General features: G+C 65.4%; 9 protein-coding genes. 7 read left to right on the forward strand and 2 right to left on the reverse strand.

Translation table 11 applies throughout. The annotated features are described in order from the left end of the window. Positions 1–158 precede the first annotated feature (158 nt). Complete coding sequence (locus BLQ43_RS06880; protein ID WP_090019407.1) at positions 159–557, forward strand: DUF2306 domain-containing protein; 399 nt, start codon at positions 159–161, stop codon at positions 555–557. Between the two features lie 96 nt (positions 558–653). Continuing rightward, entirely contained in the window at positions 654–1,430 is a 777-nt protein-coding gene (locus BLQ43_RS06885) for an enoyl-CoA hydratase (protein ID WP_090019408.1), read from the forward strand. Between the two features lie 225 nt (positions 1,431–1,655). Here the strand turns inward: BLQ43_RS06885 and BLQ43_RS06890 are convergent, their stop codons facing one another. Continuing rightward, positions 1,656–2,120 (reverse strand): YbhB/YbcL family Raf kinase inhibitor-like protein, encoded by a 465-nt coding sequence (locus tag BLQ43_RS06890; RefSeq protein ID WP_090019582.1) that lies wholly within the window; start codon positions 2,118–2,120, stop codon positions 1,656–1,658. A gap of 239 nt (positions 2,121–2,359) precedes the next feature. Between BLQ43_RS06890 and BLQ43_RS06895 the strand changes: the two genes are divergently transcribed. The 3 genes from BLQ43_RS06895 (at position 2,360) to BLQ43_RS06905 (ending at position 4,687) form a co-directional block, all read left to right on the forward strand. After that, positions 2,360–2,560, forward strand: a complete 201-nt coding sequence (locus tag BLQ43_RS06895; RefSeq protein WP_090019409.1) for a hypothetical protein — start codon at positions 2,360–2,362, stop codon at positions 2,558–2,560. Positions 2,561–2,630: 70 nt separating this feature from the next. Next, on the forward strand, positions 2,631–3,539 hold the full coding sequence (locus tag BLQ43_RS06900) for a LysR family transcriptional regulator (protein ID WP_090019410.1): 909 nt from the start codon (positions 2,631–2,633) through the stop codon (positions 3,537–3,539). Positions 3,540–3,949: 410 nt separating this feature from the next. Then, positions 3,950–4,687 carry a substrate-binding periplasmic protein gene (locus BLQ43_RS06905; RefSeq protein ID WP_176758562.1) on the forward strand — a complete coding sequence of 246 codons (738 nt, stop codon included), beginning with the start codon at positions 3,950–3,952 and terminating at the stop codon, positions 4,685–4,687. A 211-nt stretch (positions 4,688–4,898) separates the two neighbouring features. Here the strand turns inward: BLQ43_RS06905 and BLQ43_RS06910 are convergent, their stop codons facing one another. Next, positions 4,899–8,411, reverse strand: coding sequence for an indolepyruvate ferredoxin oxidoreductase family protein (locus tag BLQ43_RS06910; protein WP_090019412.1), 3,513 nt, complete (start codon positions 8,409–8,411; stop codon positions 4,899–4,901). Between the two features lie 279 nt (positions 8,412–8,690). Here BLQ43_RS06910 and BLQ43_RS06915 point away from each other — a divergent pair, with 279 nt between their 5' ends. Then, a complete protein-coding gene (locus BLQ43_RS06915; protein ID WP_245659494.1) occupies positions 8,691–9,788 on the forward strand; it encodes an enoyl-CoA hydratase/isomerase family protein in 1,098 nt (365 codons plus the stop codon). A gap of 421 nt (positions 9,789–10,209) precedes the next feature. Continuing rightward, on the forward strand, positions 10,210–11,100 hold the full coding sequence (gene mmsB, locus BLQ43_RS06920; protein WP_090019413.1) for a 3-hydroxyisobutyrate dehydrogenase: 891 nt from the start codon (positions 10,210–10,212) through the stop codon (positions 11,098–11,100). Positions 11,101–12,345: the final 1,245 nt, after the last annotated feature.

Below are 12,345 nucleotides of genomic sequence, written 5' to 3' on the forward strand. Positions count from 1 at the left end.
CATAGCCCCATCCCCCTCTGGGTTTCGGGCTATCGCCCCAAACCCATCTCCCCCTTCCCCTACAAGGGGAAGGGGGAGATTACAGAGGGGGTTGGGGTCGACGATTTCATCAACTCGGCAGTATTACGGTGAAATGCCCTCGAAACCAGGAGGATCGCATGAGCCTGACCCCGTTGCTGAGCGCAAGCCCGGCGATCCAGGTCCACGCGTTTGCCGCCATCCTGGCCTTTGTGGCCGGGCTGGTGCAGCTCGCCGGGCCGAAGGGGACGGTGCCGCACCGTGTGCTCGGCTGGGGCTGGGTGATCGCGATGCTCGTGGTCGCGGGCAGCTCCTTCTGGATCCACGAACTCCGCGTGGTTGGGCGGTGGAGCCCCATTCACCTGCTGTCGATCCTGACCCTGGCGACCCTGCCGCTGGCGGTCCTGGCGGCGCATCGCCACCGTGTCGACCGGCACAAGCGCGCCATGGTGTCGCTCTTCGTGGGTGCGCTGGTGATCGCCGGCATCTTCACCTTCGTGCCCGGGCGCATCATGTACGCGGTTCTGTTCGGTGGCTGACCCACACGGAAACCCGGCTTGCAGCGGTCTTGACGCGCGCGTAAACCGGCGGGAGGCGCGGGGTCGATCCCCGCCGGCACAACAGGGAGCCACGTCATGTCCGACAGCCTCGTCCGCACGGAAACGCGCGATCGCGTGGGGATCATCACGCTCGACCGCCCGGATGCGCTGAACGCGCTCAACAGCCAGCTCATGGCCGATCTGGACAGCGCCGCGCGCGCGATGGACAACGACCCCGACATCGGCTGCATCGTCATCACCGGCTCGCAGAAGGCGTTCGCCGCCGGCGCCGACATCAAGGAGATGCAGCCCAAGGACTTCGCCCAGGTCCATTACGAGGACTTCATCACCGACGACTGGGAGGCCATCGCGCACCTGCGCACGCCCACGATCGCCGCGGTGGCGGGGCACGCGCTCGGCGGCGGCTGCGAGCTGGCAATGATGTGCGACCTGATCATCGCGGCGGACAACGCCAAGTTCGGCCAGCCCGAGATCAAGCTGGGCACGATCCCCGGCATGGGCGGGACGCAGCGCCTCACGCGCGCGGTCGGCAAGGCCAAGGCGATGGAGATGTGCCTGACCGGCCGCACGATGAAGGCGGAGGAGGCCGAGCGCGCGGGGCTCGTCGCCCAGGTCGTCGCGGCCGACGAGCTGATGGACCGCGTGCTGGAGACGGCCGGCACGATCGCCGGGATGTCGCTGCCCGCCGTCATGGCGTGCAAGGAGGCCGTGAACCGCGCCGAGGAAACCACGCTGGCCGAGGGCGTGCGCTTCGAGCGCCGCTCCTTCCACGCCACCTTCGCCTTCGAGGACCGCGCCGAGGGCATGGCCGCCTTCAACGAGAAGCGGGAGCCCCACTGGAAGCACCGTTAGGTGCTTCCAGCGCCGCCTGTAAAACGTTGGAAACATCGATAGGGTCAATTCGGTCAAGGTGGCAACACCTTGGCCGTAAAATTGACCCGTCCCGTAAGATAAATGATTCCAGCGCCGGCCGGAAAGAGGCGGAAGCATCGATAGGGTCAATTCGGTCAAGGTGGCAACACCTTGGCCGTAAAATTGACCCGTTCCGTAAGATGAATGTTTCCAGCGCCGGCCGCCTCAGCGCTCGTAGACGCCGACGAGTTCCACGAAGTCGATGACGTAGGGCCGGGCGAGCGTCTGGACCTCCACACAGGTGGCGCCCGGCGCCACGGGTAGCGTGGGTTCGCTCAGCGCGCTCAGGCGGAAGTGGTAGTTGTGCGGGCCGTGCCCTTCGGGCGGGCAGGGGCCGCCGTAGCCCGGCTTGTTGAAGTCGTTAATGGCCTGACGGATGCCGTGCGTCAGCGTTTCGCCGTTCAGGCCCGCTTCCAGCCAGGTCCAGTCCGCCGGGATGTCGTAGGCGGCCCAGTGCCGGAAGATGCCGCCGGGGGCGTCCGGGTCGTCGCAGACCAGCAGGAAGCTGCGGGTCCCCTCGGGCGCGCCCTGCCACTGGAAGGGCGGCGAGGTGTCGTCGCCCTCGCAGGTGTAGAGCTTCGGGATGCGCTCGCCCTGGCCGAAGGCCGCGCTGGTCAGCACGAAGGTCATGGCCGTCTCCGTCTCGTGAAGCGGCGTGCGGTGGCATTCGGACAACACCGGCACACTACCTCGCGTTCCGGCACCGGCATTGATGTGCGTCAAAACTGGCCGGAGGGCGCCCCCTTGCACCGCGGACAAGGCCCCTTTGCGCCCGCGGCGGCTTCTCGCATCCGGCGCCGATCCAACATTGTGCATTGCAGCACGGCGCCGTCACCCACGGCGCAAACCACGCCGGAAGGAGACGTGTGATGATGGACGATCGGATCGCCACGGTCATCCGCCAGCCCAGCCAGGCCGAAATCGACGCTTGCATCGCCCGGGCGCACCGCTTGCGGGCAGAAGCCGCGCACGCCGCCGCCGGCCGGCTGTTCGCGAGCGTGGCGGGGTGCGTGCGGAGCGCCGCAGGCCGGGTGCGCGCGATGCCGCTAGGTCGCTCTGCCTCCCCTTGAACCCGGCGCTCGCCACCGGCCCGTGCAGCCGTTACGCTTCTGCTGCGGTGCACAAGGACGGGGTGGCCCCATGGATCTCGCCAGCCAGATGATCCTCTTCGCCCGCGTCGTCGACACCGGGAGCTTCTCCCGGGCGGCGCGGGCGCTGGAGCAGTCGCCCTCGGCCGTGAGCCGTCAGATCGGCCACCTGGAGGACCGCGTCGGCGTGCGCCTGCTCAACCGCACGCAGCAGGGCATTTCGCTGACCGAGGAGGGGCGCGCGTTTCACGAACGCTGCCGCGCGGTGGCGCGGGAGGTCGCCAACGCCGAGGAATCGCTCGCGACGATGGGCGCGCTGCGCGGGACGCTGCGCATCGTCTCCACCGTGGCCTTCGGCAAGGCGCAATTGCTGCCCCTGCTGCCGGCGTTTCTGGACGCGTATCCCGAACTGCGGCTCAATCTGGAACTGACGGACCGCCCCGTGGACCTGGCGGCGGAGGACGTCGACGTCGCCATCCGCTTCAGCGAGCAGATCGCCGATCCCACCGTGATCGCCCGCAAGCTGGCTCCCAACCGGCGCGTGATCTGCGCCGCGCCGGCCTATGTCGAGCGCTTCGGCGCGCCGCAAACGCCCGAGGATCTGGCCCGCCACAACTGCCTGGGTCTGACCACGGTGACGGCCTGGAACGACTGGGTGTTCGACGATCGGGGCGGAGAGACGCTGCGCGTCAGCGGCAACTTCGAGGCCAACAGCGCGGACGCCATCTACCACGCGGCGCTCGCGGGCGTGGGGATCGCACGGCTGTCGACCTATCTGGTTCAGGACGATCTGCGCGCGGGGCGGCTGGTGCGCCTGCTGCCGCACTACGTGCAGGAAAACTCGAACATCGTCGCCATCTACGCAGACCGCCGCAACCTGGCGCCCAAGATCCGCGTTTTTCTCGACTTTCTGGTCGGGCACTTCGCCGGCGTGCCGCCGTGGGAGCGGGAAGCGGCCTGAACGGGCCGCCGGCGCGGCGCCTTTGCGTGGCGGTCAAAAGGGCCTTGCGCGGGCCGCGCCGTGTCGAATGTTGCACTGCACCACAATGAGCGGTGAAATCCCGGCATCGACGTTGGAGCGGCCTTCGGGATTTCCGGAACCGCTTTGTCATGAACGTCGACCCTCCCCAAGCTCGGGCCGCCCGGTGTACCCGCGCGGCCCCTTTTTTGACCCCCGGCGTCGCTCCCCGTTAATGGTTGACGTGAGATAATTTATCGCGAACGCTAATCAAAAAGGGGGATGCGGTGGCGCACCGGGTCGGTGTCGGCGGCGGCCACGAGCAGCGATGCCGCACGGCGCGCGCCCACGCGTCCCGTCGGATGTCTGGACGACAAACGCCTTTATGGAATCCCAGCGGAAGGGAAAACACCATGCGACGGATCGCGCTCGCCCTCGTGGCTGTTCTGGTGGCGCCGATGGCGCAGGCCGGGCCCATCGACAAATTGAGCTTCTACACCGAGCAATATCCACCCTACAACATGAAGATTGACGGTGAGAAGACCGGCATTTCCATCGACTTGACGCGGGCGATTTTCGAGGAAGCCGATACCGGCAAGACGATCGCCGACGTGACCATGGCGCCCTGGTCGCGCGGTTACAACAAGACGCTCAATCAGGCCAACACGGTCGTCTTCGCGACGACGCGCACCGAGAACCGCGAGGACAAGTTCACCTGGGTGGGCCCCATCGCGTCCACCAAGATCGGCGTCATTGGCCCGGCCGACAAGCCGGCGATCGACGATCTGGCGCAGCTTCACGACGCGCGCACCGCCACCATCCGCGACGATGTGGCCGAACAATTGCTGATGCAAAAGGGTGTGCCCAAGAGCGCGCTGCACCGCGTCAGCAACCTGGACTCCATCCTCAAGCTGCTCGCGGCGGGCCGTGCCACCTACTGGGCCTACGAGGTCAACGTCTCCAAGTATGCGCTCAAGAACGAGGGCATGGCGGATCGCTTCGACGTCAAGCACGTGCTCAAGAGCGGCGAGCTTTACTACGCCTTCAACCCGGACACCGATCCGGCCGCGATCGAGGCCTTCCGCAAGGCCTTCGAGGCCGTGAAGGACTCCGGCAAGCTGGACGAGATCCTGGCGAAGTATCTCGGCTGACCGGCGTTGGATGCCCCGGCACGTGCGTGCACCGGGGCGTCTCGACGGTAATATACCATCGAGCCAATGACATGACTTGGTCATCGTGTCGGCCTCAACCCCCTCTACAATCTCCCCCTTCTCCTGAAGGAGAGGGAGGAGATGGCTTTCGCGCAAACCTGCGCGAAAGGCAGAGAGGGATGAGGCTTATGACTTCATCAACTCGGCGGTATTATTCCGCCGCCTGCGGCATCGGGGCCGGGGAGCGGAACTGGTCCAAGAGGCGGGCTTCTTCCGCCTTGGCGCGCTCCAGGTTGGCCATCTTGATGTGGCCGTAGCCGCGCACCTGCTGCGGCAACTCCGCCAGCGCGACCGCCGTGGCGTGGGTGTCGCGGGTCAGCCCCGCCAGCACCTCATCCATCAGCGCCTCGAATTCCGCGATCAGCTCGCGCTCGCGCTTGCGCTCCGCGAGGTAGGCGAAGGGATCGAGCTTGGTCCCGCGCAGCACGCGCAACCGCGCGAGGACCTTGAAGACCGGGAACATCCACGGCCCGAAGGTCTTCTTCCGCGGCTCCCCGGTGTTCGGGTCCGCGGGGTTCATGATCGGCGGGGCGAGGTGGAACTTCAGCTTGTAGTCGCCCTCGAACTGGCGCTTCAGCTTGGCCTCGAACTCGCCCGTGGTGAAGAGCCGGGCCACCTCGTATTCGTCTTTGATGGCGAGCAGCTTGAAGTAGCTCTTCGCCACCGCCCAGCTCAGCTCCTCGCGCTCCGGCGCGGCCTGCCGCTCGGCGTCGCGCGCCTTTTGTACCAGCGCGCGGTAGCGTTCGCCGTAGGCGGCGTTCTGGTAGTCGGTCAGGAAGGTGACGCGGCGCTCGATGGCCTCGTCCAGGGTCTCCGAGAGGTGCTCGGAGCCCACGGCTTCCTCACCGGCGGCGGGCTCGGCCGCCTTCTGCACGGATGCGAGGTCGTGCGCGGCGCGACGGCCCCACAGGAAGGCCTGCTTGTTGAAATCCACGGCGGCGCCGTTCGTCTCCACCGCCTGCATCAGCGCGGCCTCGGACAGCGGGATGAGCCCGCGCTGCCACGCGTAGCCCACCATGAAGAGGTTGGCGGCGATGGAATCGCCCAGCAGCCCGGTCGCCAGCTCCGTGGCCTCCACCATCTCCGCGCGCTCGCGGCCCACGGCTTCGCGGATGCGCTCGCGCAGCTCCTCGCCGGGGAAGGTGTAGTCCGGGTTCTGCGTGAAGTCGCCCGTGATCGTCTCGTGGGTGTTGATGACGGCGTGCGTGCGCCCGGCCATCGTCTTGGCCAGCGCGTCGAAGCCCGCCGCGACCACGAGATCGGCCCCCAGCAGCAGGTCCGCCGTGCCGGCGGAGATCTTGCTGGAGTGGATGTGGCCGCGCGTCCTGCCCAGGCGCACGTGGCTGGTCACCGCGCCGCCTTTCTGCGCCAGGCCCGTCATGTCGAAGACGGTGCAGCCCTTGCCCTCGATGTGGGCGGCCATGCCCAGGATCTGCCCGACGGTGACGACGCCCGTGCCGCCCACGCCGGTGACGACGATGTTGTGGGTGTCGCTCGCCAGCTCGGGCACATTCGGCTCGGGCAGTTCGCCCCAGTCGTGCGCGAGCGCTTCGGCGGACCCCTGCGGCCCCTGGCGGAGCTGCCCGCCCTCGACGGTGACGAAGGAGGGGCAGAAGCCCTTGAGGCAGGAGAAGTCCTTGTTGCAGCTGGACTGGTCGATGGCGCGCTTGGTGCCGTATTCCGTCTCGTAGGGCACCACCGAGACGCAGTTGGACTTGGCGGAGCAGTCGCCGCAGCCCTCGCACACCAGATCGTTGATGAAGACGCGCTTGGCCGGGTCGGGGTAGGTGCCGCGCTTGCGCCGGCGGCGCTTCTCCGCGGCGCAAGTCTGGTCGTAGATCAGCGCCGTCACGCCCGGCGTTTCGCGCAGCTCGCGCTGGATCGTGTCCAGCTCGTCGCGGTGGTGAACGCTGACGCCGTCCGCGAAGCCGGCGTTGAGCGGGTACTTCTCCGGCTCGTCCGTCACGACGCGCATCACGCGCACGCCCTCGGCGGCGAGCTGGCGCGAGATCATCATGGGGTCGAGCGGCCCGTCCACCTGCTGCCCGCCGGTCATGGCGACGGCGTCGTTGAACAGGATCTTGAAGGTGATGTTCACCTGCTGCGCGATGCAGGCGCGGATCGCCAGGATGCCCGAGTGGTAGTAGGTACCGTCGCCCAGGTTCACGAAGACGTGCTCGGTTGTCGAGAACGGCGCCTGGCCGATCCACGGCACGCCCTCGCCGCCCATCTGCGTGAAGGTGGCCGTGTTGCGGTCCATCCACTGCACCATGTAGTGGCAGCCGATGCCGGCCATGGCGCGGCTGCCGTCGGGCACGACCGTGGAGGTGTTGTGCGGGCAGCCGGAGCAGTAATAGGGCAGGCGCGTCAGCGGCGACGGCTCGCTCGTGAGCGCTTTTTCCTTTTCATCGAGGAAGGCCAGCCGCTCGCGGATGCGCGGGCTGTCGTAAAAGCGCTCGATGCGCGGGGCGAGGGCGCGGGCGATCTTGGCCGGCGTCAGCTCGCCGAAGGACGGCAGCAGCCATTGCCCGTGCTCGTCGAACTTGCCCACCACGCGCGGGCGCACGTCCTCGCGCCAGTTGTAGAGCTGTTCGCGCACTTGGTTTTCGATGAAGGCGCGCTTTTCCTCGACGATGACGAGCTCGTCCAGCCCCTCGGCGAAGGCGCGGATGCCCTCGCGCTCCAACGGCCACGACATGGCGACCTTGTAGACCGACAGCCCGATCTCGGCGGCCAGGTCCTCGTCGATGCCCAGGTCGTCGAGGGCCTGGCGCAGGTCCAGATAGCCCTTGCCGGCGGTGATGATGCCGAGCTTGCGCTTGTGCGGGTTGTCGATGACGCGCTTGTCGAGCTTGTTGGCGCGCGCGAAGGCCAGCGCGGCGTAGAGCTTGTACCGATGCAGGCGCTCTTCCTGCTGCAGGGGCGGGTCGGGCCAGCGGATGTTGAGCCCGCCCGGCGGCATCTCGAAGTCCGTGGGCTCGGCGATCTGGATGCGCTCGGGGTCGATGGAGACGGCGGCGGCGGTCTGGGCGGTTTCCGCCGTGGTCTTGAAGCCCACCCAGCAGCCCGAATAGCGGCTGAGCGCCCAGCCATAGAGCCCGAGATCGAGGAACTCCTGCACGCCCGCCGGGTTTAGCACCGGGATCATGGCGTCCATGAAGGCGTGTTCGCACTGATGCGCCGTGGTGGAGGAGGACGCCGTGTGGTCGTCGCCGGCGAGCAGCAGGACGCCGCCGTTCTTGGCCGTGCCGGCCATGTTGCCGTGGCGGAAGACGTCGCCCGAGCGGTCCACGCCCGGGCCCTTCCCGTACCACATGGCGAAGACACCGTCCTTGTCGAAGTCCTTGAAGATGTCGCCCTGCTGCGTGCCCCAGACGGCGGTGGCGGCCAGGTCCTCGTTGATGCCCGGGTGGAAGTGGATGTCGCTTTTGTCGAGGAAGGGCTTGGCGCCCCAGATCTGCTTGTCCAGGCCGTCCAGCGGGCTGCCGCGGTAGCCGGAGATGTAGCCGGCGGTGTCCAGCCCCGCCGCCTTGTCGCGCTGGCGCTGCATCATGGGCAGGCGCACCAGCGCCTGGATGCCCGAGATGTAGATCGTGCCGCGCTCCTGGCGGTACTTGTCCTTCAGGGAGACTTCGGCGAGAGCCATGACGCGCCCTCCTCGCATGGGCCGCGCCGGGGCTTGACGTAAACGGCAACCACCCGGCGCGCACACCCGGAGGATACGCCCGCGCGCTCGGGTGCGACAATCGGTCCGCCCGAGCGTGGCGGCAAAAAGCAAGACGGTTTGCGCGCGCTTGGGGCGGATCGCACGCGCACGACCTTACGTGCGCGTCAAGCGCAAGATCGTTTCGCATGTTGCGGTGCGGCGCGGGGCGTGTTGAACATCGCGGCCGGGCGCCGCATGCTTGCCGCCGGTCGAAGATCCGAAGGGGAGGGCAGGGCCGTGAACGAGCACACCCCGGCCGCGGTGACGGAGCAGGGCGGCACGGACGAAATCGCGTTCGAGCGCCGCGGCGCGCTGGCCGAGATCGAGCTGACGCGCCCCAAGGCGCTGAACTCGCTGTCGCTGGACATGATCCGCCACATGGACCCCAAGCTCGCCGCGTGGTCGGCCGACGACAGCGTGAGCGCGGTGGTGATCCGCGGCCAGGGCGAAAAGGCCTTCTGCGCCGGCGGCGATGTGCGCGCGGTCTACGACGCGGGGCCGAGGGACACGGACCTGCGCCGGCGCTTCTTCGCCGAGGAGTACACGCTCAACCGCCGCATCCACGCCTGCGCCAAGCCCTACGTGGCGCTGATCGACGGCATCACGATGGGCGGCGGCGTCGGGATTTCCGTGCACGGCAGCCACCGGATCGCCGGCGACCGCACGATGGTCGCCATGCCGGAGACCGCCATCGGCTTCTTTCCCGACGTGGGCGCGACCTGGGTGCTCTCGCGCCTGCCGGGGCAACTCGGGATGTACCTCGCGCTCACGGGCGCGCGTCTGACGGCGGCGGATGCCGTCTACACCGGGTTGGCGACGCACTACGTCCCCAGCGACCGCATGGCGGAGCTGGAGGAAGCCCTGCCGTCGGCCGCGTTCGAGGACGACGCGCACGCGGCCGTGGCCGACGTGCTCGCCGACTTCGCGGGCGATCCGGGTCCGGCGCCGCTGGCCGAGCACCGCGAGGCCATCGACCGCTGCTTCGCCGCCGAGAGCGTGGAAGGCATCCTGGCCGCGCTGGACGCCGAGGGCAGCGAGTGGGCGCAGCAGACCGCGGCCACGCTGCGCCAGCGCTCGCCCAGCTCAATGAAGGTGACCTTCGCCGCCATCCGCGCTGCGGCGGACAGGGACTTCGACGCCTGCATGGTCACGGAATACCGCCTCAGCCAGGCGATGACGGCGCGTGCCGACTTCTTCGAGGGCGTGCGCGCCGTGCTCGTGGACAAGGACAATTCGCCCGCCTGGAACCCCGCGCGGCTGGAGGACGTCACGGACGCCGAGGTCGCCCGCTGCTTCGACCCGCTGGACGTGCCGGACCTGTCGTTCGCGGCGTGAAGCAGCCTCTACCCGGCGGCCTCCCCTTGGGCGGGGCTACGGGATTCACGGATCGCGATTGGTTCTCGTGCAATCGCGACTTTCCCAAACCCCGTCACCACCCGCTTCAAGCGGGTGGTCTCACCCAGCTCGGCATTCCCGGCGCTTGCGGGGAGGTCGAACTGGGTGAGGTCACCCGGTCAAGCCGGGTGACGACGAGCGGTAGCTGTGGCGCATCTTCCTGCCTCGCAACAAAGATGTGTGACTCCCGTAGGTTCGGCGGAAGAGGGGGAGGTCGATCGCTGGCAGGCGATCGGGTGGGGGTGATGGTCCCGATGCAACCGTGATCCTTGCGAACGCGCCGCGCGCGCCGCACCATACCCCAAGAAGCTGACGTGGACGTCAAGCGCGGCGTCCGCGCACACGAACGGGGAGGCGAAGCATGACCAGCGTGGGCTTTATCGGCCTGGGCAACATGGGCGGCCCGATGGCGGCGAACCTCGTCGCCGCCGGCTACAGCGTGCACGGGACCGACCTCTCGGCGGAAAACTGCGCGGCCGCGCGCGAGCAGGGCGTTACGATCGTCGACAGCGTCGCGGACGCGGCGGCCTCGGCGGCCATCGTCGTCTCCATGCTCCCCGACGGCGCGGCCGTGCGCTCGGTCTACGAGGGCGCGGGCGGCGTCATCGCCTCGGCGCCCGAGGACGCGCTCATGCTGGAGTGCTCCACGATCGACGTGGACAGCGCGCGCGCCGTCGCGGCGGCCGTGCGCGGGCGGCAGGCGGTGCTGGACGCGCCCGTCTCCGGCGGGGTGGAGGGCTCCAAGGCCGGCAAGCTCACCTTCATGGTGGGCGGCGACGCGGACGCCTTCGCGCGCGCCAAGCCGCTCTTCGACGTCATGGGCAAGGCCGCGATCCACGCGGGGCAGGCGGGCAACGGCCAGATCGCCAAGGCCTGCAACAACATGATGCTGGGCATCTGCATGCTCGCCACCTCGGAAGCCTTCACGCTGGGCGAGAAGCAGGGCATCGACCCGGAGACGCTGTACCAGATCATCTCCCAGGCCTCGGGCTCGTGCTGGGCGATGCTGAACCACAATCCCGTGCCGGGCGTGGTGGAGACGGCTGCCGCCAACCGCGACTACACGCCGGGCTTCGCCGCCGGGATGATGCTCAAGGACCTGCGCCTGGCCCAGGACGCCGCGGCGAACGCCAACGTCGCCAGCCCCCTCGGCGCCGAAGCCGCCGCCCTCTACGGCGTCTTCTGCAACCAGGGCCACGGCCACAAGGACTATTCCGGCATCTACAAGATGTTGCGGGGAGAGGATTTGTAACCTGCTATCACGTGTATTGAGCAACAAACATAAAACTTGACTTGAACGTACACATGTTGCGCCAACAAACCGCGTATGGATCCGCCTTCTCCTGGTTTTTAGCCGTGCCTAAATGTATCGCGTTTTCAATTATTTATTCCGTAACAATACAATAGGTAAATTTTAGCTTATTAAGTGAATAATATATTCAGAAATGCTTTAATTGCAGAAGTCCGGGACGCGGTGTCCTGCGTATGACTCTACTAAATATAAATTAACAAATTTGTTGGAATTGTGTTGTGAGGAATCCCAGGGAAGCTATTCCAACAATCAGTGGAAGAACTGCGTCAAAAAGAATTCGTCCAACTAGCGTGTACTTTAAATCATTCCTTTTCGATTCAGCACTCAAGAAAGCGGATATTAAGTCCGATCGTATATAGACGGAGAATGATATAATAAAATAAGATACAATGCCTGCAACGAGGAGATAAAGATTATTTTGTTCGACGGCATCAAGGGTTATCCCTAGCGCTTTTATTTCAGTTGGAGCAATCTTGCCGACAGACATGACCAACCCGATAGTTGATGAGATTAGAAGATTTCGACGATTTTTCCGCGTAGTTTCATGTAATGGTTCTCGGAACAGATTGGCGAAGTCGTCTATCCCTGTAGTTTCCTCATACTGTCCGGTTGAGGGGACTCCAAGAAATACTACAATAACAACGAAAACTATTGCGCCAGATACGACGAATAAGGTGAGATTCGCAGATATAAGGCCTGTCGCAAACAAAATAGCTGCCGAATATGCTATTAGTACTACTATTGTAACGAAGCGAAATATTCCTTTGTTTTTTCGCAAAAAATTGATGTATGCTCGGAGAATATCTTCTATCATGTCTTTCCCTTAACCTTGCCTTTTTTGCAGTGTTACACGTTCTCGGTGAGTATTGCCCAGATTGTGCAATTATGATTGATGAGAATGGCATACCAGAGACCATTAATGCAACCGGTATGTCGCTGATAAGGGGGCATCCTGGGAGGTGATAGGGTCGAAAGTTTATGGTCCGGCTAATCCCTGATATCTGTCTGCGTCGGTTAGGCAAGTGTTGAGGTGCTCATACATATGTTCCCATCATCCGTTGAAAAAAGGTCGATTTGACGGATATGTTAAATTTGCCGCAAATATTCGAATATATTTAAATTAAATCTGGTATGATAATGGAATATATGTAGATCTCGGTAATTGTCAATTATATTATAGATCAA

The organism is Limimonas halophila (genome assembly GCF_900100655.1).
GTDB classification, from domain to species: domain Bacteria; phylum Pseudomonadota; class Alphaproteobacteria; order Kiloniellales; family Rhodovibrionaceae; genus Limimonas; species Limimonas halophila.